Annotated in this window: 19 protein-coding genes; 13 read left to right on the plus strand and 6 right to left on the minus strand. The window is 65.1% G+C overall.

Going from position 1 to position 22,340, the window contains the following annotated elements:
- Nucleotides 1–85: 85 nt before the first annotated feature.
- Nucleotides 86–2,887, minus strand: a complete 2,802-nt coding sequence (locus AB0I57_RS08390; protein WP_358332434.1) for an aconitate hydratase — start codon at nucleotides 2,885–2,887, stop codon at nucleotides 86–88.
- 306 nt (nucleotides 2,888–3,193) lie between these two features.
- On the opposite strand from AB0I57_RS08390, the gene AB0I57_RS08395 reads away from it, so the two are divergent.
- The 8 genes from AB0I57_RS08395 to AB0I57_RS08430 all read left to right on the plus strand — a co-directional run bounded on the left by AB0I57_RS08395 (nucleotide 3,194) and on the right by AB0I57_RS08430 (nucleotide 11,827).
- Complete coding sequence (locus tag AB0I57_RS08395) at nucleotides 3,194–3,799, plus strand: DUF6676 family protein (protein ID WP_358332437.1); 606 nt, start codon at nucleotides 3,194–3,196, stop codon at nucleotides 3,797–3,799.
- A gap of 481 nt (nucleotides 3,800–4,280) precedes the next feature.
- On the plus strand, nucleotides 4,281–5,702 hold the full coding sequence (locus AB0I57_RS08400; protein ID WP_358332440.1) for an NlpC/P60 family protein: 1,422 nt from the start codon (nucleotides 4,281–4,283) through the stop codon (nucleotides 5,700–5,702).
- 202 nt (nucleotides 5,703–5,904) lie between these two features.
- Nucleotides 5,905–7,071 carry a MoxR family ATPase gene (locus AB0I57_RS08405; RefSeq protein ID WP_358333304.1) on the plus strand — a complete coding sequence of 389 codons (1,167 nt, stop codon included), beginning with the start codon at nucleotides 5,905–5,907 and terminating at the stop codon, nucleotides 7,069–7,071.
- Nucleotides 7,068–8,057 carry a DUF58 domain-containing protein gene (locus tag AB0I57_RS08410; protein WP_358332443.1) on the plus strand — a complete coding sequence of 330 codons (990 nt, stop codon included), beginning with the start codon at nucleotides 7,068–7,070 and terminating at the stop codon, nucleotides 8,055–8,057. The genes AB0I57_RS08405 and AB0I57_RS08410 overlap by 4 nt, the downstream gene beginning before the upstream one ends.
- Nucleotides 8,054–9,034 (plus strand): VWA domain-containing protein, encoded by a 981-nt coding sequence (locus AB0I57_RS08415; protein WP_358332446.1) that lies wholly within the window; start codon nucleotides 8,054–8,056, stop codon nucleotides 9,032–9,034. Before AB0I57_RS08410 ends, AB0I57_RS08415 begins: the two co-directional genes overlap by 4 nt.
- A 62-nt stretch (nucleotides 9,035–9,096) precedes the next feature.
- Nucleotides 9,097–9,846 (plus strand): 3-oxoacyl-ACP reductase FabG1, encoded by a 750-nt coding sequence (gene fabG1, locus AB0I57_RS08420; RefSeq protein ID WP_358332449.1) that lies wholly within the window; start codon nucleotides 9,097–9,099, stop codon nucleotides 9,844–9,846.
- Nucleotides 9,847–9,891: 45 nt separating this feature from the next.
- Nucleotides 9,892–10,689, plus strand: a complete 798-nt coding sequence (gene inhA / locus AB0I57_RS08425; protein ID WP_358332452.1) for an NADH-dependent enoyl-ACP reductase InhA — start codon at nucleotides 9,892–9,894, stop codon at nucleotides 10,687–10,689.
- A 40-nt stretch (nucleotides 10,690–10,729) separates the two neighbouring features.
- Nucleotides 10,730–11,827 carry a ferrochelatase gene (locus AB0I57_RS08430; protein ID WP_358332455.1) on the plus strand — a complete coding sequence of 366 codons (1,098 nt, stop codon included), beginning with the start codon at nucleotides 10,730–10,732 and terminating at the stop codon, nucleotides 11,825–11,827.
- A gap of 61 nt (nucleotides 11,828–11,888) precedes the next feature.
- Here AB0I57_RS08430 and AB0I57_RS08435 read toward each other — a convergent pair whose 3' ends face one another.
- Nucleotides 11,889–12,686, minus strand: a complete 798-nt coding sequence (locus tag AB0I57_RS08435; RefSeq protein WP_358332458.1) for a hypothetical protein — start codon at nucleotides 12,684–12,686, stop codon at nucleotides 11,889–11,891.
- 65 nt (nucleotides 12,687–12,751) lie between these two features.
- Here AB0I57_RS08435 and AB0I57_RS08440 point away from each other — a divergent pair, with 65 nt between their 5' ends.
- The 3 genes from AB0I57_RS08440 to AB0I57_RS08450 are packed head-to-tail and all read left to right on the plus strand — an operon-like array spanning nucleotide 12,752 to nucleotide 15,225.
- Nucleotides 12,752–13,591 (plus strand): DUF3097 domain-containing protein, encoded by an 840-nt coding sequence (locus AB0I57_RS08440; protein WP_358332461.1) that lies wholly within the window; start codon nucleotides 12,752–12,754, stop codon nucleotides 13,589–13,591.
- Between the two features lie 8 nt (nucleotides 13,592–13,599).
- Nucleotides 13,600–14,034: an NfeD family protein gene (locus AB0I57_RS08445; RefSeq protein WP_358332464.1), complete on the plus strand. Its 435-nt coding sequence runs from the start codon at nucleotides 13,600–13,602 to the stop codon at nucleotides 14,032–14,034.
- Nucleotides 14,035–15,225, plus strand: coding sequence for an SPFH domain-containing protein (locus tag AB0I57_RS08450; protein ID WP_358332467.1), 1,191 nt, complete (start codon nucleotides 14,035–14,037; stop codon nucleotides 15,223–15,225).
- A 73-nt stretch (nucleotides 15,226–15,298) separates the two neighbouring features.
- On the opposite strand, the gene AB0I57_RS08455 is transcribed toward AB0I57_RS08450, so the two are convergent.
- From AB0I57_RS08455 to AB0I57_RS08470, 4 genes are all read right to left on the minus strand, one after another.
- Complete coding sequence (locus tag AB0I57_RS08455; RefSeq protein ID WP_358332470.1) at nucleotides 15,299–15,832, minus strand: hypothetical protein; 534 nt, start codon at nucleotides 15,830–15,832, stop codon at nucleotides 15,299–15,301.
- On the minus strand, nucleotides 15,829–16,410 hold the full coding sequence (locus tag AB0I57_RS08460) for a hypothetical protein (protein WP_358332473.1): 582 nt from the start codon (nucleotides 16,408–16,410) through the stop codon (nucleotides 15,829–15,831). The genes AB0I57_RS08455 and AB0I57_RS08460 overlap by 4 nt, the downstream gene beginning before the upstream one ends.
- A gap of 80 nt (nucleotides 16,411–16,490) precedes the next feature.
- Nucleotides 16,491–17,144, minus strand: coding sequence for a TVP38/TMEM64 family protein (locus AB0I57_RS08465; RefSeq protein ID WP_358332476.1), 654 nt, complete (start codon nucleotides 17,142–17,144; stop codon nucleotides 16,491–16,493).
- A 50-nt stretch (nucleotides 17,145–17,194) separates the two neighbouring features.
- Nucleotides 17,195–18,028, minus strand: a complete 834-nt coding sequence (locus tag AB0I57_RS08470) for a hotdog domain-containing protein (protein ID WP_358332479.1) — start codon at nucleotides 18,026–18,028, stop codon at nucleotides 17,195–17,197.
- 128 nt (nucleotides 18,029–18,156) lie between these two features.
- Here AB0I57_RS08470 and AB0I57_RS08475 point away from each other — a divergent pair, with 128 nt between their 5' ends.
- On the plus strand, nucleotides 18,157–20,079 hold the full coding sequence (locus AB0I57_RS08475) for a methylmalonyl-CoA mutase family protein (RefSeq protein WP_358332482.1): 1,923 nt from the start codon (nucleotides 18,157–18,159) through the stop codon (nucleotides 20,077–20,079).
- Nucleotides 20,076–22,340 (plus strand): methylmalonyl-CoA mutase, encoded by a 2,265-nt coding sequence (scpA, locus tag AB0I57_RS08480; protein ID WP_358332485.1) that lies wholly within the window; start codon nucleotides 20,076–20,078, stop codon nucleotides 22,338–22,340. Before AB0I57_RS08475 ends, scpA begins: the two co-directional genes overlap by 4 nt.

Genomic DNA, 22,340 nt, shown 5'->3' on the forward strand with positions numbered 1-22,340 from the left:
TCCTCGTCTCACACTGCATGTGCCGACAGTGCGTACGGCGGACCCAGCCGGTAGCCGAGTCCGCCGTACGCCGGTCGCTAGCGGACTAGCTCTTGATCATGTTGCGGAGCACGTACTGCAGGATGCCGCCGTTGCGGTAGTAGTCGGCCTCGCCGGGAGTGTCGATACGTACCACGGCGTCGAAGATGACCCGCTCGCCGTTCTCCCTCGTCGCCGTCACCTTGACGGTCTTCGGCGTCACGCCCTCATTCAGCTTCTCGATGCCTTCGATGTCGAAGACCTCGGTACCGTCGAGCTCCAGCGACGCAGCCGACTCACCGGCCGGGAACTGCAGCGGCACCACACCCATCCCGATGAGGTTGGAACGGTGGATGCGCTCGAACGACTCGGTGATCACTGCCTTGACGCCGAGGAGTCGGGTGCCCTTGGCCGCCCAGTCGCGGGACGAGCCGGAACCGTATTCCTTGCCGCCCAGGACGACCAGCGGGACACCGGCCTGCTGGTAGTTCTGCGACGCGTCGTAGATGAACGCCTGAGGCGCACCCTCCTGGGTGAAGTCGCGGGTGTAGCCACCCGAGACACCGTCCAGCAGCTGGTTCTGCAGGCGGATGTTCGCGAACGTGCCGCGGATCATCACCTCATGGTTACCGCGACGCGAGCCCAGGGAGTTGTAGTCCTTGCGCTCGACACCGTGAGAGTCGAGGTACTGCGCGGCCGGAGTACCCGGCTTGATCGGGCCGGCCGGGCTGATGTGGTCGGTGGTGACCGAGTCGCCGAGCAGTGCCAGCACGCGTGCGCCCTTGACGTCGGTGACCGGAGCGGGCTCCATGGTCATGCCGTCGAAGTACGGCGCCTTGCGGACGTACGTCGAGTTCTCGTCCCACGCGAAGGTGTCGCCCGCCGGGGTGTCCAGGTTCTGCCAGCGGGAATCGCCCTTGAAAACGTCCGCGTACGACTTGCGGAACATGTCCTCGCTGATCGCCGACTTGATGGTGTCGTCGATCTCCTGGGCCGAAGGCCAGATGTCCTTCAGGAAGACGTCGTTGCCGTCCTTGTCCTGCCCCAGGGCGTCGTTCTCGAAGTCGAAGTCCATCGTGCCTGCCAGCGCGTAGGCGATCACGAGCGGCGGGGACGCCAGGTAGTTCATCTTGACGTCGGGGGAGATGCGACCCTCGAAGTTGCGGTTGCCCGAGAGGACCGCGGTGACCGACAGATCGTTGTCGTTGACGGCCTTCGAGATCTCTTCCGGCAGAGGGCCGGTGTTACCGATACAGGTCGTGCAACCGTAACCGCCCAGGTAGAAGCCGAGCTTCTCGAGGTACGGCCACAGGCCGGCCTTCTCGTAGTAGTCGGAGACGACCTGCGAACCCGGGGCCATGTTGGTCTTGACCCACGGCTTGGTCTCGAGGCCCTTCTCGACCGCGTTGCGGGCGAGCAGCGCGGCACCGAGCATCACCGACGGGTTCGAGGTGTTGGTGCAAGACGTGATTCCCGCGACCACGACCGCGCCGTGGTCGAGCACGAAGTCACCGCGCTCCGCGGAACGGACCTGAACCGGGTTGGACGGACGCCCATCTGTGCCGTTCGCGGCCGACGGAACCGTGGCGACATCGTTCGCGGTCGAGTGTTCGACCGGATCGGACGCCGGGAACGACTCCTCGACCGCCTCGTCGAGCGCGGAGTGTGCAGCCTCGGCACCGTTGGTGACGTAGGTGACGATGTCGCGGCGGAAGGCGTCCTTCGACTCCGACAGCAGGATGCGGTCCTGCGGGCGCTTCGGGCCAGCGATCGACGGCACGACGGTGCCCAGGTCCAGCTCGAGGTACTCGGAGTACGAGGGCTCGCGGTCCGCGTCGTGCCACATGCCCTGCTCCTTGGCGTACGCCTCGACGAGCGCGAGCTGCTCGTCGCTGCGGCCGGTCAGACGCAGGTAGTTGATCGTCTCGTCGTCGATCGGGAAGATCGCTGCGGTCGAGCCGAACTCGGGGCTCATGTTGCCCAGCGTGGCGCGGTTGGCGAGCGGCACCTCGGCGACACCCTTGCCGTAGAACTCGACGAACTTGCCGACCACACCGTGCTTGCGCAGCATGTCGGTGACGGTGAGCACGACGTCGGTGGCGGTCACACCCGGCTTGATCTCACCGGTCAGCTTGAAACCGACCACGCGCGGGATCAGCATGGAAACCGGCTGGCCGAGCATCGCGGCCTCGGCCTCGATGCCGCCTACGCCCCAACCCAGCACGCCCAGGCCGTTGACCATCGTGGTGTGCGAGTCGGTGCCGACGCAGGTGTCGGGGTACGCCTGGCCGCCCCGGGTCATGACGGTGGGTGCCAGGTACTCGATGTTGACCTGGTGGACGATGCCCATGCCCGGCGGGACGACCTTGAAGTCGTCGAACGCGCCCTGGCCCCAGCGAAGGAACTGGTAGCGCTCGCCGTTGCGCTGGTACTCGAGGTCGACGTTGCGCTCGAGTGCGTCGGCGCGACCGAAGACGTCGAGGATCACCGAGTGGTCGATGACCATGTCGGCGGGGGAGAGGGGGTTGACCTTGTTCGGGTCGCCACCGAGCGCGGTGACGGCCTCACGCATGGTGGCGAGGTCGACGACGCAGGGGACGCCGGTGAAGTCCTGCATGATCACGCGCGCCGGCGTGAACTGGATTTCGACGCTCGGATCGGCGGATGGGTCCCAATTCGCAATGGCTCGAATGTGGTCGGCGGTGATGTTCGCACCGTCCTCGGTGCGAAGCAGGTTCTCGGCGAGAACCTTCAGTGCATAAGGTAGCTTTTCGGTGCCAGGCACGGCCGAGAGGCGGAAGATCTCGTAGGAGTTCTCACCGACCTCGAGGGTGCTCTTGGCGCCGAACGAATCAATGCTCGTACTCACGTCAGCTCCACTCGTCTATGAGGGCCGCCGACCACGGGGCTGTGTCGACGGCTGAAGGTACTGCGGGCGCGGCTGATTCGTGCGTTGCGACGCTGGCGATGCCGGAATCGGCGCGTACCGCTATACCGATCGACAGTCTAACAGTACGCTTGTCCTGTGAAAATTGGGGGCGGCGTCAACCGGAGGTTCTCGCCGATTGGCGAAGGGATTTCGAGGTGCGCTGCGGATAGAGGGAACAGCGCTCGCCAACGCCTCACGTAGGGTTCACGCGAGGCCGATGTTTTTCACAGCAAACCCGGATGAGAGATGACTACCCTGATCGCCACAGCGCTCCCCGTCAGTTCCACGCTTTCCAACTACTCGGCTCTGCCCATGGCAGCAGACCTTCCGGACGGCGTCGATCTCTCGGCCGTGATCGCGGATGTGTCCCACGACGGGGTATCGGCGCCTCCCGACGAGGTCGCCGACCTGACCGCGGTGGTGGACCGGGCGGCCGAGCACGGCATGAAGTTGAGCATCGTCGTGGTGGACAGAGATCCCATCCTCGATTCGCAACTTCGCGACCTCGCTACCGAGGTCGGGGAGGTAGAAGGCGGCACGGTCTTGGTGCTGAGCCCCCATCGAGTCGGAACTTACAGCGACTCGATCAGTCGGGTGCTGCTCGAATCGGGTCAGGATTACACCTACACCGGAAATCCGGTGGTCGCGGCCAACAATTTCGTTGACGAGGTCGTGGAACCCAGCCTCCCGTGGGCCTTGTTCACGGTGATACTCATCGCTGTCGTTCTCATCGCGTCGGCCGCCACCGTCACCGCAAAGTTGCGTCGGGTGGCCAAGAATCGCGGCGCAACGTCGCACGAGGGAAGTGGCGCCGCTGACGCGCCCGCCCCACCGGAGCAACGGAACCCCTGACACACCGGGACTCCCCGAGTTCCGTGGTCTCGAATCGCGAGATCTGAACTCCCAGGGCGCTGGCCGGCAGGTTCGAAACTTGCCGTTCGGTTGCCGCCCCCTGCACTGCTGCGAATCGGTCGTACCGACGAATCCACCCGCCGACATTTGCGCTGGTCGAATTACCAATGTGTTATTTGTGACTAATGTTTCCGAAGAGTTCATATGTGTCGTACGGTGCAATTGGCGCTATTGGGGAAGAAGGGTCACGATCTAGTGATTGGTACCCAGAGTGACGACAATGCGGTAATCGACATCCGAGCGTTGAAGGGTATGTCTGCAGGATTTCTCCCCACGGCGAGCACAGCGATGTGCGAGAGGTTTCGCGCGACGCAACTGCGTGGTCGGTGCAGAACCGAGGGAGAAAGTTGTGAGGCGACAAGCACGATGTGGAGCGAGACACCGTAACTCTTGTGGTGCGCGTAGTCGCGGTGTCCGTCTTGTGATCGGACTGGGCATCGTCGCCGCCTTGGTGGGTACTGCAACAGGTCCGGCCTCCGCCGTGCCGCCTCCGCCACCCAATCCGTCGGATTCCGAGATCGCCCAGGCCCAGGCGCAGGTGAACGCGGGCGTGGGCGAAGTCAGCAATCTGATCGAAGAGGTGGCATCGGCGGATGAACAACTCGCCCAACTCGACAACGAGGTGGCGATCAAGCGTGAGGGTGTGAACAAGGCCCTGGTCGATCTGCAGAATGCGCGAAGCGCCGCCGACGAAGCAGCGCGCGTCGCTGCAGCGTCGGAGCAGGCGCTGCAAGATGCGGGGACGCAGATCGAACTCGCACAGGAGGAGTTCGACGAGTACATCCGGTCGAGTTACACCCGAGGAACCAATGCCTCCGCCCTTTCTACGCTGTTGGGGGCACAGGGGCCGGGCGACGTCCTCGATCGCGCGCTGGTTCTGAAACTCCTGGCCGAGAGCCAGAAGTCGACGCTCGACAACTTGCAGCGCGCACGAACAGAGCAAGCCAATCGGTATTCCGCTGCCCGGGAAGCAAAGCAGCAGGCGGACGCGGCCGCGGACCGGGCGGAAGAGATGAAGGTGGTGGCCGAGCGGGCGATCGAGGTCGCGCGGTCTGCACTGCAGGATCAGGAAGTAGTGAAGGCGCAGATCGAGGAAAGCCGCGCGGCAGCGCAGGCTCGGCTCGATGCGGCCCGCGGCAACGTGGCGGGTCTGCAGAGCCAGCGCGAGGCGTACGTTGCTTGGGACGAGCAGCGCCGTGCCGAGGAGGAACAGCAGGCTGCGGAGGAGGCCGCTGCAAGGGTCGCGGCCGATGAGGCGTCCCGTCAGCGGGCTGCCGATCTCGCCGCTCGGCAGCCTTCGCACACCGCGATCGACGAGGATGTGGGGAGGTACACGGGGGGCGATACGTTCAACGGGGAGGTGACAACTCCGACATTGCCCCCGGATTCGAAGCCGTCGGGTGGCGCCCTACCGACCGGAAGTGCAGCCATCGAAACCGTGATCGATCGTGGTCTGTCCCAGTTGGGTGTCCAGTACGCCTGGGGAGGCGGCGACGAGAACGGGCCCACCTTGGGGATCAGGGATGGCGGAGTCGCCGACAGCTACGGTGACTTCAACAAGGTCGGGTTCGACTGTTCCGGACTGATGATCTATGCCTTCGCCGGGATCGGGATCTCGCTACCGCACTACTCCGGCTACCAGTACACGGCTGGCAAGCAGGTTCCCTCTGAGGAGATGAGGCGGGGTGACATGATTTTCTACGGGCCGAACGCCAGTCGGCACGTTGCCCTGTACCTCGGCAATGGTGAGATGCTCGAAGCCCCGCAATCCGGATCACAGGTCAAGATCTCACCGGTGCGGTGGGATGGCATGACCCCTTACGTTGTCCGTATGGTGTCGTGACCATGACGACGATGCCGTAATCTGCGGTAAGGATCATGCTTGGTGGCGCGGGGGCTGCTTGCACCTGGAATAGTTGAGCAGGTACGTGTACGGGCGGAACGAATTAGGTGGAAGCGGTGGATTCTTGGTGACCTCACGTGATGATGCGGTGTCGGATGGTGCAGACAAGGTTGAGTCGTCCTCCCAGACCGCTGCCGAAAATGTGAAGACCGGTGGTACGGGAAACGGATCGGGCCCCCAGACCGAGCCGAATTCGTCTTCGAACAACCCAGGCTCAGCTACCACGCCGACGGCATCCCCCGCCTCCAGTCTCGCCGCCGATGTGCAGACGTTGGAGCGGGCGATCTATGAGGTCAAGCGCGTGATCGTCGGACAAGATCGCCTCGTGGAGCGGATCCTGGTCGGGCTCCTGGCGAAGGGACACGTGCTACTCGAAGGTGTGCCCGGTGTCGCAAAGACGTTGGCTGTGGAGACGTTTGCGCGTGTGGTCGGCGGTTCTTTCTCACGTGTCCAGTTCACCCCCGACCTGGTGCCCACCGACCTCATCGGTACGCGGATCTACCGACAGGGCCGCGAGGAATTCGACACCGAACTCGGACCCGTAGTCGCCAACTTCGTTCTGGCCGACGAGATCAACCGCGCACCGGCCAAGGTGCAGTCGGCTCTGCTCGAGGTCATGGCCGAGCGGCACGTGTCGATCGGCGGCAAGCGGTACCACATGCCTGACCCGTTCCTGGTCATGGCCACGCAGAACCCGATCGAGAACGAGGGTGTCTACCCCCTGCCCGAGGCGCAGCGCGACCGGTTCCTGTTCAAGATCCTGGTCGACTACCCCACGGTGGAGGAGGAGCGCGAGATCGTCTACCGGATGGGTGTCGCCGCACCGGAACCCCACCAGGTGCTCGATCCCCAGGAACTCGTGCGCCTGCAGAAGGTGGCGAGTGGCGTGTTCGTCCATCATGCGCTCGTCGACTACGTGGTCCGGGTGATCGCCGCTACCCGCACACCGATCGAAGTCGGTCTACAGGATGTGGACGGGTGGATCGCGTACGGTGCATCTCCGCGCGCCACGCTGGGCATCATTTCCTCGGCACGCGCCCTCGCGCTGTTGCGCGGCCGCGACTATGTCGTGCCGCAGGACGTGCTCGATATCATCCCGGATGTCTTGCGGCACCGTCTCGTGCTGTCGTATGACGCGTTGGCCGACGAGGTGACCCCCGATGACGTCATCTCCCGCGTACTGCAGACCGTGGGTCTGCCACAGATCGCTGCCCAGCCGACGCCGCTTGCACCCGTTGCCGGGCATGACGGATCTACAGGTCAGCCGGCACCCATGCCCGGACCGACAGCGATGAGCCAGTCACGGTGACTGCACGTACTGCCGGCGCGCCCGGCGCCGGATCGCCACCGGCGTTCCGATCCGGAAATCTCCGAGACCCTGAGCTCACGGCCGCATTGCGGACGCTGGAACTGACCGTCCGCCGTCGTCTCGATGGCGTGCTGCACGGTGATCATTTCGGCCTGATTCCGGGGCCGGGTTCGGAGCCGGGAGATGCGCGCGAGTATCAGCCCGGCGACGATGTGCGTCAGATGGATTGGTCGGTGACTGCACGGACGACCCATCCACATGTCCGTCAATCGGTGGCGGACCGGGAACTCGAGACATGGCTCGTCATCGACCTGTCATCCAGCCTCGATTTCGGCACCGCAAGCTGCGAGAAGCGCGATCTCGTGGTGGCCGCCGCAGCCGCCGTCACACACCTGACCAGCGGCGGCGGCAACCGCATCGGGGCGATCATCTCGACTGGCCACAAGTCCACTCGCATCCCTGCGCGCGGCGGCCGGACCCATGTGCAGGCGATGTTGCGGCAGATCGCGACGACTCCGCACGCTCCTGACGGGGTACGAGGCGACTTGCAAGGTGCGGTCGAGTCCTTGCGGCGACCGCAGCGCCGACGCGGTCTCGCTGTTGTCATCAGTGACTTCTTGGGGCCGATCGATTGGGAGCGATCGCTACGCGCGATCTCCGGACGGCACGACCTCCTCGGTGTCGAGGTTCTCGACCCGAGGGACCTGGAACTGCCCGACCTAGGGGATGTCGTGCTGCACGACCCCGAGTCCGGACGCACCAGAGAGTTCACGACCACACCACGCCTGCGCGCCGATTTCGCGCGGGCGGCGGAGGAGCACCGCCTGCAGGTGTCGCAGGCTCTGCGGCGGTGCAGCGCCCCGCTGCTGAGTTTGCGGACCGATCGGGACTGGATCTCGGACGTCGTGCGCTTCGTGTCCGCCCGAAAGCACAGCTTCGGGACCGCGATGAATCAAGGATCCACAAACAAGGGGTCGCGCCGGTGAGCCTGTCCCAGTTCACGTCACCGTGGTGGCTGCTGTTCCTACTGGTCGTTGTCGCACTGGTAGCGGGGTACGTGTGGGTGCAACGTCAACGGCAGAAGCACACACTCCGTTTCACGAACTTCGCTCTTCTCGAGAAGGTTGCCCCCTCGCGGCCAGGACGTGCCCGACACATCCCCGCCCTGCTGCTGGTGCTGGCGTTGGTGTTCTTCACCGTCGCCCTGGCCGGCCCAACCGCGGACAAGCGGGTGCCGCGAAACCGAGCCACGGTGATACTCGTCATCGACGTCTCGCTGTCGATGAAAGCGACCGATGTGAAACCGAGCAGGCTCGCTGCCGCGCAGGATGCCGCCAAGTCGTTCGCCGACGGTCTCACACCGGGAATCAACCTCGGACTCGTATCGTTCGCGGGTACAGCCTCGGTGCTGGTCTCACCGACGACGAACAGGGAGGCGACGAAGGTCGCGATCGACAATCTCCAGTTGAGCGAACGGACAGCCACCGGCGAGGCCATCTTCACCTCGCTGCAATCGATCGACACGCTGGCCACCGTGCTCGGCGGCGGTGATCAGGCGCCACCCGCCCGCATCGTTTTGCTCTCGGACGGCAAGCAGACGGTGCCGGAAAGTCCCGACGACCCCCGCGGCGGTTTCACGGCGGCGAGGCTGGCGAGGGACAAGAACGTTCCCATTTCGACTATCTCGTTCGGGACGAGCTACGGAACGGTCGAGATCGAGCACCAGCGCATCCCCGTGCCCGTCGACGATCCTTCGCTGCGGGAGATCGCCGATCTGTCCGGCGGCAGCTTCTTCACCGCCTCGAGCCTCGAGGAATTGCGGGACGTCTACGACACCCTCGAGGAACAAATCGGGTACGAGACCACACGCGGCGACGCGAGCCGCCCCTGGATCGTCCTGGGGGTTCTGTCCGCAACGTCCGGGCTGGTACTCGCGCTGGTGCTGCGCCAACGGTTGCCGTGATCGCCGTTGCACCCCAGCGGGTCCGGAGATTCCGTCACACCTGAACATATAGGTTGATTCCCATGTCTAACCCACACACTATCGACGACTCGGTCCGAACGGCCTCCACTCCGCGCTCGGTACTTGTCACTGGAGGTAACCGCGGAATCGGCCTCTCCGTCGCACAACGCCTCGCGGCGGACGGACACAAGGTCGCGGTCACCCACCGAGGATCGGGCGCGCCTGAGGGCTTGTTCGGCGTCAAATGCGACGTCACCGACTCGGATTCCATCGACCGCGCGTTCAAGGAAGTGGAAGCGCACCAAGGTCCGGTCGAGGTCCTCGTCGCCAACGCCGGTATCACCGACGACACGCTGATCATGCGTATGACCGAAGACCAGTTCACCTCGGTCATCGACGCCAACCTCACCGGGGCGTTCCGGGTCGCCAAGCGGGCCACCCGCTCGATGCTGCGCGCCCGTTTCGGCCGATTCGTGTTCCTCGGGTCCGTTGTCGGCCTCGCCGGTGGCCCCGGTCAGGTGAACTACGCGGCCTCGAAGGCGGGTGTGGTCGGGATCGCTCGGTCCCTGACACGCGAACTGGGTTCCCGTTCGATCACGGCCAATGTGGTGGCGCCGGGATTCATCGACACCGACATGACCGCAGTGCTCGATGACAAGTACAAGGAAATGATCACCGGCGCGGTTCCGTTGCAGCGGCAGGGCAAGCCGGAGGAGGTCGCCGCAGTGGTGAGCTTCCTGGCTTCCGACGACTCGGCTTATGTCTCCGGCGCGGTGATCCCCGTCGACGGGGGCCTCGGCATGGGCCACTAGCCCCCTTGCAATTCCCGGACATCTTCATCAACAGGAGGACACCTCATGGGTGGATTGCTCGAAGGTAAGACCATTCTCGTCACCGGAATCATCACGGACGCCTCGATCGCGTTCCACGTTGCGAAAGTTGCCCAGGAGCAGGGCGCCAAGGTGATCATCACCGGATTCGGCCGACTCCGGCTGATCGATCGCATCGCGAAGCGCCTGCCGCAACCGGTGCCGCCCGCGCTCGAGCTCGATGTGCAGGACCCCGAGCACCTCGCGAGCCTTGCCGACCGTATCCGCGAGATCGCCCCCGAAGGTGTCGATGGTGTCGTGCATTCGATCGCCTTCGCCCCGCGGTCCTGCCTGGGCAACCCGTTCCTGGATGCACCGTGGTCCGATGTGGGGATGGCCCTCGAGGTGTCTGCCTACTCGTACGCCTCACTGTCGAAGGCGTTGCTACCCGTCCTGAACGACAACGCATCGATCGTCGGCATGGACTTCGATCCCGCCCGCGCGGTCCCGTTCTACAACTGGATGGGCGTCGCCAAGGCCACCCTCGAATCCGTGAACCGCTACGTGGCCAAGGAAGTCGGCGACCGGGGCATCCGCTCGAACCTCGTCGCGGCAGGGCCGATCAAAACTCTCGCCGCCAAAGCTATCGCCGGGACCGCCACCGACGATGCCAAACAGTTGAACGAACTCAACACCGCGTGGGACGAGCGCGCACCCATCGGCTGGAATGTCGACGATCCGGAACCGGTCGCGAAGACCGTGTGCACCGTGCTGTCCGACTGGTTGCCCGGCACCACGGCGTCGATCATCTACGTCGACGGCGGTGCCCACGCGATGGCCGGCTAGGACCGCCCCGGAGAGTGCGCGGCGAAACGACACCACGAAAATGGGCATTATGAGCGCTGTGAATTCGACGAACGAGGCCGATGCGCAATTCGACGCCCTGCTCGTCCTGTCGTTCGGGGGCCCGGAGAAGCCTGACGACGTGCGCCCCTTCCTCGAGAACGTCACTCGGGGAAGGGGAGTGCCGCCCGAACGCCTGGATGCCGTTGCCGAGCACTACATGCATTTCGGTGGTGTGTCGCCGATCAATGCCCTCAACCGCGACATCATCGCCCGCGTCGAGACCGAATTGGCAAGTGCGGGAATCGATGTGCCCGTCTACTTCGGGAACCGTAACTGGCATCCGATGGTCGAGGATACGGTGTCGCAGATGACCAGGGACGGCGTGGGCTCGGCCCTCGTCTTTCCGACCTCCGCATGGGGCGGGTACTCGGGTTGCCGCCAGTACCACGAGGACATTTCGCGCGCTCGGGCGGCAGTCGGCGACGACGCGCCGACGCTCGTCAAGTTGCGGCACTACTACGATCATCCGCTGTTTCTCGACGCAATGGCCGACGCGGTGCGCGCCGCCCGCGAGGAGTTGCCCGCAGCGAACCGTGACACCGCCCGGGTTGTGTTCACCGCCCACTCGATCCCCACCGCGGCCGACGCTACGGGAGGCCCGCCGGAGGCGGGCGGTCACCTCTACAGCAGGCAGGTTGCCGAAGCTGCACGGCTGGTGGCGCAGACGCTCGGCCTGGAAGATTACGACCTGGTGTGGCAGTCCCGTTCCGGTCCGCCGCAGGTGCCCTGGCTCGAACCCGACATCGTCGACCACCTCGATGCCCTTCACGCACGAGGGACGGCTGGTGTAGTCGTCGTACCCGTGGGGTTTGTGTCCGATCATCTCGAGGTGGTGTGGGACCTCGACACCGAGGCCAGAGATCGCGCCGCCGAACTCGGTATGGCATTTGCCCGGGCCGCGACCGCCGGGGCCGATCCGCGGTTCGCGCAACTCGTCGTCGACTTGGTGCGCGCAAGGCTCGAGGGCGAAAGTCCGCGCCGCGCCGGTATCGAGCCATTGCTCGGTGCCGGGTGCAACGGACAGTTGTGTACACCGGGGTGCTGCGCATTGCCGGAGCGTCGACGTCCGGTGAGCTGATCACCGAGCATCCGCGGCGCCCAACCTCCGTTGTCGGCCTCCGCTCGTCGGGAACGTGATTTCAGGCTTCGGCGGTGGCGTTGATTGCGGCGCCTCGTGCGGAGCGGACCACGGACCACAGTGGGCGCAGGAGGTCTTCGACGGTGGCGGCCCCGGTGGCGCTTACGGTGCGGTCGGGCGCGGACTTCTCGGCAACGCCGAGGATCGCGGCCACACGATCGGCGGAGTCCAGAATCCGGAGCGCGCGCGCAGGCATCTCTGCGGGGTATCGGTGGCGTGATGACCGCGCCAACGCGTCCGCGACGAGCGCGCGGGGATCGTTGCCCGAAGCGGTGTCGAGCAGTTCGAGGGTCTCGAGCGCCTTTGCGGCGTCTCGCACGGCTTCCCGCATGCCGTATTCGGCCTCGCCGAGGCCGATGTGGTGGAGGTCGAGCGGGATGTGGTCGATGGCGTATACCGTCCACCGGAGTACATCTGGTCCCTCCGTACTCGGGATCAGTCCCAGTCCGGGGCCCCCAGGCGCGCCCGCCAGGATTCCCTCACCCGCGCGGAGCGCCGCGGCGGCGAACTCCGTTCCCGCCGGAAGCCCGCGTACATCGCCGGGACCGGGAAGTACCAAGCGTAGGTGCGGTTCCGGGTCGGCCGCTGCCCGTCGAATGGGCGGCAGTAGGGCGGCCACCCCGACGTCGCGGGGATCGGGCCAGGGCAACCCGGTGAGGCCCGCCGTCTCCTCGTTCTCCGCGCACACGAGATGCATCGGTGCCCAGCCGTGCATGGCGTCGATGACGTGGTCGGGTGCGCTCTTGCCGACGAGCCACGAACGGGCCCACACGGTGAGAGTGGCGCTGGGTGAGGTCACGATCACCGAGCATAGGACGGCGTGGCAGCGCACCTGTACCCACCGCGCCGCATACGGTTGTCGCTGTGAGCGCAGGCGACGCATACGGTGACATCTTTTCAGGGCATTACCGGACCAGGCGAACGAAGACTCCCACGGTATCCGCCGAGCGTGGCCTGGTCGTCGAAGATGCGGGCACGGGCTTCTGCGGGGCCGTGGTCGGGTTCGAGCGAACGTACGACGGTGACTTCGTGCGGTTGGAAGATCGTGCGCGGCGAACCCGGTTGTTCGGGATGCGCGAGGCGGCGTTCCTCATCGACGGCAAGCCGGTGACGCTGGCGCGACCGAAACCGAAGGCCGCGGAGTCGGCGCCGACGAGATCGGCCTCGGGGTCCACCAAGGTGGAGGGGCTGCGGGCACGGACGGCTCTGGCGAGCCGAATATGGGTGGAAGGTGTGCACGACGCAGCCCTGGTGGAACGCGTATGGGGGCACGATCTGCGTGTCGAGGGTGTTGTCGTCGAACATCTGGAGGGACTGGACAATCTTGCCGACAGGCTGCGCGAATTCCGCCCCGGCCCCGGTAGGCGTGTCGGTGTGCTCGTCGATCACTTGGTGATCGGTGCCAAAGAGAGCCACCTGACCGAGGGACTCGGTCCGCACGTGCTCGTGACCGGGCATCCGTTCATCGATGTCTGGGAAGCCGTCCGGCCCTCGGCAGTGGGAATAGACGCGTGGCCGAAGATTCCCCGCGGCGAAGACTGGAAGACAGGTGTATGTAGGGAGTTGGGGTGGGGGACTCCCAGGGATGGTTGGCGGCGCGTATATTCTGCCGTCAGTGGTTTCCGGGATTTGGAAGCACCGCTGATCGGAGCGGTCGAACAACTGATCGACTTCGTCACCGTCGATTCGGAAGATTCTGGTTAGATGGTGTTGTGGCTGCATTGATTTGGTTGGTGGCGAGTGCCCTGCTCGCGGCCGCGGAAGCCCTGACGGGAGACTTCTTTCTGCTCATGCTTGCAGGCGGCGCACTGGCGACTGCGGGCGTGACGGCGATTACGGATTTCCCGGTCTGGGTCGACGCGGTGATCTTTGGCGTGTTGTCGATCTCGTTGCTCCTCGGAGTGCGGCCTATGTTGCTGCGCAGATTCTCCAAACCGCCGCAGATCCAGATCGGGGTGGAGGCGCTCTCCGGGAAACAGGCATTGGTCCTCGAGGAAGTGGCGGAGCACGGGGGGCAGATCAGGTTGGAGGACGGAGACGTATGGACAGCCCGACCACTTGATACCACGGAGGTGTATCCGCCGGGAACGACCGTGACGGTAATGCAAATTGACGGTGCAACCGCCGTCGTGTGGAGAGGACTGTAGATGGAAGCACTCATAGTGCTGATCGTGATCGTGCTGTTCATTGCGTTGGTGGTGTCCAAGTCGGTGGCCCTGATTCCACAGGCCGATGCGGCGGTGATCGAGCGCCTCGGCCGATACTCGCGGACGATATCCGGGCAGTTGACGTTCCTCATCCCATTTGTGGACCGCATTCGCGCCAAGGTAGATCTGAGGGAACGAGTGGTGTCGTTCCCGCCGCAGCCGGTGATCACCCAGGACAACCTGACGCTCAGCATCGATACCGTCGTGTACTTCCAGGTGACCAACCCACACGCTGCGGTGTACGAGATCAGCAACTACATCGTCGGTGTGGAACAGTTGACCACCACCACTCTGCGTAACGTCGTCGGCGGCATGACGCTGGAGGACACGCTGACCTCACGTGATTCCATCAACGGCCAGCTGCGCGGCGTTCTGGACGAGGCCACCGGACGATGGGGTCTGCGCGTCGCCCGCGTGGAGCTGAAGAGCATCGATCCGCCGCCCTCGATCCAGGAATCGATGGAGAAGCAGATGAAGGCGGATCGCGAGAAGCGCGCCACGATCCTCACCGCAGAGGGGCACCGCGAGTCGGCGATCAAGACGGCAGAGGGTGACAAGCAGAGCCGGATCCTCGCCGCTGAGGGTGCGAAGCAGGCGTCGATCCTCAGCGCTGAAGGTGAGCGCCAGTCTCGCATCCTGAGGGCTCAGGGTGAGCGGGCCGCCAAGTACCTGCAGGCGCAGGGTCAGGCGAAAGCGATCGAAAAGGTTTTTGCCGCAATCAAATCCGGCAAGCCCACCCCCGAACTGCTTGCCTACCAGTACCTGCAGACGCTGCCGCAGATGGCGCAGGGCGACGCGAACAAGGTGTGGATGGTGCCGAGCGACTTCGGGGACGCCCTCAAGGGATTCGCGAAGAACCTTGGTGCGCAGGGCATGGACGGCGTGTTCCGGTACGAGCCGTCCACGACGGACGAGGATCTGCCGAAGCCCGAGGACGATTCGGAAGAGGTCGCGGACTGGTTCGAAACCAAATCCGACCCGACCATCGCCCAGGCCGTTCGCGCCGCTGAGGTCGCAGCCCGTCAGCCGGTAGAGAGCCCCGGATCTCTGGGCAGGCGGCCCGACTCCAGCGAGCAGGGTTCGGTCGCCGGTGGGGCGGTACCGGGACAGCTACCGCCGGGTCACGCCTAACTCACGCCCGAACTCAGGTGCCACGACTGCCCCGTGACTGCGATTGAATCCGCAGTCACGGGGCAGTGGTTTCTCAGGTGATGAGTGCGTATCCCGTCCCGCACACCGCGACCGCCCAGAGCACGCTCGTGAAGGTTCCGATGATGAACTGTTCCGAGGCGTGGGGTTCGCGGAGTTCAGGGTAGCGGGCCAGTCCCTTCACCGCCAGGACGATGGCGATGCCCTCCGGCCAGCCGGCGAGTACCGCGGCGGCGACCGCGGCGCGCTCGAGAAGCCCGATCACCCGCCCGCCGCGCAGAGGCCCCGACGCCGGCGCCGGGGCCGATTCCGTGCCTGCATCGGGCTGTCGGCGTGCGATCCGGAACGCGGCCAAGACCAGAGGGCCTCCGCCGGTCGCGGCCGCCGTGACGGCCAGGACGAGCGTCGCACCGAGCGCGAACCCGGTGACCGGCGTGGTGCTTGCCGCGGCGATCGCCGCAATTGCCAGAGCCGTCCCGGCCGTTATGGGCGCCGCCCACTGCGAGACCCACAGGGGCCTTGGCGTCACACCGAGTACCGGGGGTGCGAGCGTGGCGACGCCGAGGGCGATGAGCGCAAGTACCGTCATATGTCCGCTCTTTTCAGCAGTCGTTCGGTCAGGCGTCGTCCTGCGATCTCGATTTGCAGGCCTGCGGTGGAGAGGCGTTGGGAGACCGCCTGTTTGCTGATGCCCAGTGCCCGTGCGGCCTCGGTCTGGGTGCACCCGCGCCGTATCTGCTCGATTGCCTCACGTCCCTCGTCCGTGCGTCGTGCGACGAGAACGGCGACGAGGCTGAGCGCGGTGTCGGCGTCTGCAGCGCTGTCGAGGTCGGTACCTTCCACCGCGACGCGCCCGGGTGAACTCTTGGCACGTTCGACAGCGACACGTGCGAGTTCGAACGCCGGACCCCGCCCCGCGCGGGTCTCTTTGGGGAGGGGTTCTTCGACGGGTCCGACCCCGATGCCGGTACTCCAATGTTTCCGCGCGACGAGTTCGAGGGCGAGATCGACGACGGTGGCCGGATCGGAAACGACAGCCTGTACTTCGTCGCCGGCCGTGCGTTGGAACGGGCGGACGAGGTCGTGGTCTTCGAGTTCGACGATGAGCTTGTCGACTCGGTCGACGTCACGACGGCTCCTGCGTTGATCGACCGTCAGTACGAACATTCGTCAAGTCTAGAAACTGGATATGCATCTGTCAATAATGAAGGCTTGACTATCGGGTTTCAAGGCTCCCGCATTGCCCACTACTTCGCGGGATCGAGCGCCGGACGCCGCGCGTCAATGATCAGCCCGGCTATTCCCACGGCGATGCACACTCCGGACAGAACGAGAAACGCCGGCTTCGTCTCCCCGGTGAGAGCGTCGCCCAGAACGACGACACCGACCGTACCCGGCAGGAGTCCCACAGCCGTGCCGAAAACGTAGGGAACCAACCGGATGGACGAAACGCCGCAGCAGTAGTTCACCACCGAGAACGGGGCGAACGCGATCAAGCGCAGCGACCCCACGGCGAGCCAGCCCCGACGTGCGATGCGCTCGTCTATCCGGCGGACGGTGGGACTCGAGATGCGTCGCCACACCACGTCCCTGCCGATGACGCGTACCAGCAGAAGTGCGAGAACTGCGCTGATCATCGACGCCAGCACGGTGATCGCGATGCCCAGCCATGCTCCGAACAACAATCCCGCACTCAATGTGAACACCGTGCGCGGGAACGGGAGGACCGTGACGAGGGTATGCGCGGCAAAGAACACGATGGGAAAGGCGGACCCGATCGACTGTGCCCACTCTCTGATCTGGAGCACGGAAGGGTGGGGGATCAACAGGGCGACGACAACCAGGACGCCGGCGAGAACTGCGACGCCGATCACCCGGCGGTCTTCGACGTGTCTTTTCACGGGACATGAGGCTACCTCGACGACCAGGGAGGGCTCTTCCCGAGCGAGCGTCAGACGAGCCGGCGTCCGGTAACTGTAGCCTCGCTGCAGATCTGCCCCCCGAAGGTTCCCGTCACCCGGACAACGGACACTGCGCGCCCGGATTTGATCACTGCGGGGGTGAAGGTGGCGTCGGAATCCAGGCTGACGGGCCGGAAGTAGTTGATCCGTACCGATGCCGCGTCCATGTCGGGGCCGTCGCCGTTCATGGCAGCGTTTGCCGCAAGACTCGCCGCGCACGCCTGGACGCCGCCATGCATGTACCCGCGTTTGTTCGAGATCAGGGGATTGGGTGGAATCACGACCCGTGGTTGCCGCCCGTCCTCCATCCGCGCGCCGATCCACTCGAGCGGTGGCACTCCCGGTGTGGGAAAGTCGGGGATTTGCAGTGTATTCGACGGGTAGGTCCCTTCCTCGTGGCCGGGATCGTCCACGAAGTTTCCCCACAGGGTGGCAGTGGCGATCAGCGTGCCCGCCGTGTCGTATACGTGCGCAGTGGAGGTGCCTCCGTCGGCAGTGAGAGCGAGCAGTCTGGCCTCGGCTCGCAGGGCAGGCCCCTGCCACCGCCTGGGAGTGAGGATGTCGATCGACAGTTCTGCGGTGACGATACCGGCGCGGGTGCCTCGCTCGTTCCACAAAGTGAATCCCAGCAGATCGTCGAGGAGAACGCCCAGCACACCACCGTAGGAGGTTCCGGTGGTGGTTGCGGCAATCGCGTCGATGTCCATGCTCAAATGATTGAGTGGTTCGCCACAGTCGTCGACACCCCTGCTCGGTCTGCCGAGCCCGAACAACCGCTGTGTGACACTGTGATCGGTCAGGGACGGTTCCCGCGCGATGCTCATGGCCAGAGGTTATGCCTCGAGTAGTGATCCGCACGATAAGAGACATCGAAGTGCGGCTAGCATCACAGTCAAAGAACATATTGATCGATCGCTCATCAGGGTCATCCACAGGAGAGGGAGCCGACACCGTGGCACTAGCTTCACAGACGGAGGAAGCTGAGCGGGCGTACGCAGATTGGCAGCGTGCCGTGGCCGGGGTCCTCGCGAAATCGCGTCGGATCGACGCCACCGAATTGGGACCGGACCCGCAGAAAATCCTCGAAACCGTCACGTACGACGGCGTGACCGTCGCGCCGCTGTACAGCCCGCGTGACGAGCATCCAGAACACCAGCTGCCGGGCACCTTCCCATACGTCCGCGGAGCCAGCCCCACTCGCGACGTCAACTCCGGTTGGCTGGTCAGTGGTCGATTCGGTGACGGTGACACCGCTGACGCAGAAGACGTCAACCGGTCGGTCCTCGACTCCTTGGAGAACGGAGTCAGTGCGTTGTGGCTCGCCGTCGGTGCCGGCAATTTGCCCGCCCAGTCGCTCGAACGGGTACTCGACGGTGTACTACTCGACCTCGCACCACTGACCCTCGACGCCGGGGCCGACGCCGCACTGGCCGCTCGGGCGCTGTTCGCACTGCTCGATACGCGGGCGCGGACCGGGGGCAAGGGCACTGTCCGCACGGCGATCCGAGTGCAGTTGGGCGCGGCGCCCTTGACAAGCGCCTTCTCCGGTGCGGCTGATGTCGGGCTCGACGATGCCGTCTCGCTCGCAACCGAGGCGGAGTCGCGGGACGAAAGCGTGCGCGCGATCACGGTGGATGGCACAGCGTTTCACAATTCCGGAGCCTCCGACGCAGAGGAACTCGGCGCGTCGATCGCGGCCGGACTCGAATATCTGCGCGCGCTGACCACAAGTGGGCTGACCATCGAGCAAGCACTCGGGCAGATCGGGTTCCGATTCTCGGCCACCGACGACCAGTTCCAGACCATCGCCAAGTTCCGTGCGGCACGGCAGGTCTGGGCACGTATCGCCCAGGTGTGTGGCGCCCCGGAATCCGGCGGCGCACCGCAGCACGCAGTCACCTCGGCTGCGATGATGGCGCAACGCGATCCGTGGGTGAACATGCTGCGCACCACGCTCGCCGCATTCGGAGCAGGTGTCGGCGGCGCGGATGCCGTCACAGTCCTACCGTTCGACGCAGCGTTGCCGGCAGGGGCTCTCGACGTGTCGAAGACCTTCGCCGCCCGCATCGCCCGCAACACGCAGTTGCTGCTGTTGGAGGAATCGCATCTCGGTCGCGTGCTCGACCCGGCAGCAGGATCCTGGTATGTCGAAGACCTCACCCGGCAGGTGGCGGCGAAGGCGTGGGAATTCTTTCAGCAGATCGAAGCGGCGGGTGGCTACCGGGCGGCGCTCGAGTCCGACCTGATCGCCGAACGTATCGCTTCTACACGGACGCAACGTGATTCGGATATCGCCCATCGCCGAACCACCGTCACCGGTGTCAACGAGTTCCCGAATCTCGCGGAGGCGCCGCTACCGGCGGGCGCATCGGAGACAGGCCGAGTGACCCGGTATGCGGCGACCTTCGAGGCACTCCGTGATCGCTCGGACGCCTACCTGGCGGCAAACGAGGCGCGCCCCAAGGTATTGCTGGTTCCACTCGGGCCCGTCGCGGAGCACAACGTCCGGACCACATTCAGCACGAATCTCTTGGCGTCGGGGGGCATCGAGGCCGTCAACCCCGGCCCCGTGTCCATCGGCGACGGCAGTATCAGCTCCGCAGCAACCGAATCCGGGGCAGGGATCGCGGTGATCTGCGGCACCGACAAGCGATACGCCGACGAAGCCGCGACCGCGGTGCAGGAACTGCGCGCCGCGGGAGTCGGCACCGTTCTGCTCGCCGGTTCGGATTCGATCACCACCGGCGCGGACGGTGCTGCCAGGCCCGACGGATTCGTTACCGCCCGCATTGACGCAGTCACGGTTCTGTCCGGTCTGCTCGACACCATCGAGAGCTCGAGTGACTCCTCGGGCGACGCAGGGAGCATGAAGTGATTACTCGCGAGGTCAAGCATGCGATCGACAGCTTCGCTCGAGTGCCGCTCGAGGATCCGCTGTGTCCGCAACCGCCCGCTCCGTCCGTGGAACGGACTGACGCACTCATCGCAGAGGCCGCAGCCGCGAACCACTACACACCCGAACAAGTGGTGTGGTCAACACCCGAGGGCATCGACGTCAAGCCGGTCTACACCAAGGCCGATCGGGAAGCCGCCGAGGCCGAGGGATATCCGGTCGGCAGCTTCCCAGGAGCAGCCCCATTCCTGCGCGGCCCATACCCCACCATGTACGTGAACCAGCCGTGGACGATCCGGCAGTACGCGGGCTTCTCCACGGCCGCCGAGTCCAACGCCTTCTACCGTCGCAATCTGGCGGCCGGTCAGAAGGGCCTGTCGGTGGCGTTCGATCTTGCAACGCACCGCGGCTACGACTCCGACCATCCCCGCGTGCAGGGCGATGTCGGCATGGCGGGGGTGGCAATCGACTCGATCCTCGATATGCGGCAGCTGTTCGATCACATTCCGCTGGGAAGTGTGAGCGTGTCGATGACGATGAACGGTGCGGTGCTGCCGATCCTGGCGTTGTATGTGGTTGCAGCGGAGGAACAGGGCGTGCCGCCCGAACAGTTGGCCGGAACCATTCAGAACGACATCCTGAAGGAGTTCATGGTCCGCAACACCTACATCTATCCGCCGAAGCCGTCGATGCGGATCATCTCGGACATCTTCGCCTACACAAGCGCGAAGATGCCGAAGTTCAACTCCATCTCGATCTCCGGCTACCACATCCAAGAGGCCGGCGCGACCGCCGATCTCGAACTCGCGTACACCCTCGCGGACGGTGTGGAGTACATCCGTGCCGGACTCGACGCCGGAATGGAGATCGACAAGTTCGCGCCCCGCCTGTCCTTCTTCTGGGCCGTCGGCATGAACTTCTTCATGGAGGTTGCGAAGCTGCGGGCGGGGCGCCTGCTGTGGAGCGAGTTGGTCTCGAAGTTCGAACCGAAGTCCGCGAAGTCGTTGTCGTTGAGAACTCATTCACAGACGTCGGGGTGGTCACTCACCGCTCAGGACCTCTACAACAATGTGGCGCGCACGTGCGTCGAGGCGATGGCCGCAACGCAGGGGCACACCCAGTCACTGCACACCAATGCCCTCGACGAGGCTCTGGCCCTTCCGACGGACTTTTCCGCCCGCATCGCCCGCAACACCCAACTGTTGCTGCAGCAGGAGTCGGGAACGGTGCGGCCGATCGACCCATGGGGCGGCTCGTATTACGTCGAATGGCTCACCCATCAGCTGGCGAACCGGGCTCGCGCCCACATCGCCGAGGTCGAAGAGGCCGGCGGCATGGCACAGGCCATCGATGACGGCATCCCGAAGCTGCGCATCGAGGAGGCTGCCGCCCGCGCGCAGGCCCGCATCGACTCGGGCCGACAGCCGGTGATCGGAGTCAACAAGTACCAGGTGGAAGAAGATCAGGAGATCGAGGTCCTCAAGGTCGACAACTCGCGAGTCCGCAAGGAACAGCTCGACAAGCTGGAGCGGCTGCGCGCCGAGCGGGATCCGGCCGCCGTCACCGCGGCGCTTGCCGAATTGAGCAGGGCGGCCGCGTCCTCCGGCGGTGGAATGGAGAGCAACCTGCTGGCACTCGCCATCGACGCTGCACGCGCGAAGGCTACGGTCGGTGAGATCTCCGAGGCACTCGAGAAGGTTTACGGACGTCATCAGGCCCAAATTCGGACCATCAGCGGGGTGTACCGGGACGAAGCCGGAAAGGTGGCCAACATCAGCAGGGCAACGGAACTCGTCGAAAAGTTCGCAGAGGAGGAGGGCCGCCGCCCGCGTGTCCTCGTCGCCAAGATGGGCCAAGACGGCCACGATCGCGGGCAGAAAGTGATTGCCACGGCCTTCGCGGACATCGGATTCGACGTAGATGTCGGGCCGTTGTTCCAGACTCCGGAAGAAGTTGCCGCACAGGCGGCCGACAACGACGTCCACGTGGTCGGGGTATCGTCCTTGGCTGCAGGCCATCTCACCCTCGTGCCCGCGCTCAAGGAAGCGCTCGAGGCGGTCGGACGGCCCGACATCATGATCGTGGTCGGTGGTGTCATCCCGCCCGGTGACTTCGCCGAACTGTACGAGGCGGGTGCAGCGGAGATCTTCCCGCCCGGAACGGTCATTGCGGATGCGGCATGCGGTCTGCTCGAGAAGCTGGCTGCGCAGCTCGGCCACGATCTCAGCGGCAGCCCGGAATAG

The organism is Rhodococcus sp. NPDC049939 (assembly GCF_040656415.1).
Taxonomy (GTDB): Bacteria; Actinomycetota; Actinomycetes; order Mycobacteriales; family Mycobacteriaceae; genus Rhodococcus_F.

Coding starts and splice junctions, on each gene's coding strand:
- AB0I57_RS08395 (WP_358332437.1), top strand. CDS start 3,194: ATGACTACCCTGATCGCCACAGCGCTCCCCGTCAGTTCCACGCTTTCC.
- fabG1 (WP_358332449.1), top strand. CDS start 9,097: ATGTCTAACCCACACACTATCGACGACTCGGTCCGAACGGCCTCCACT.
- inhA (WP_358332452.1), top strand. CDS start 9,892: ATGGGTGGATTGCTCGAAGGTAAGACCATTCTCGTCACCGGAATCATC.
- AB0I57_RS08430 (WP_358332455.1), top strand. CDS start 10,730: ATGGGCATTATGAGCGCTGTGAATTCGACGAACGAGGCCGATGCGCAA.
- AB0I57_RS08450 (WP_358332467.1), top strand. CDS start 14,035: ATGGAAGCACTCATAGTGCTGATCGTGATCGTGCTGTTCATTGCGTTG.
- AB0I57_RS08455 (WP_358332470.1), bottom strand. CDS start 15,832: ATGACGGTACTTGCGCTCATCGCCCTCGGCGTCGCCACGCTCGCACCC.
- AB0I57_RS08460 (WP_358332473.1), bottom strand. CDS start 16,410: ATGTTCGTACTGACGGTCGATCAACGCAGGAGCCGTCGTGACGTCGAC.
- AB0I57_RS08470 (WP_358332479.1), bottom strand. CDS start 18,028: ATGAGCATCGCGCGGGAACCGTCCCTGACCGATCACAGTGTCACACAG.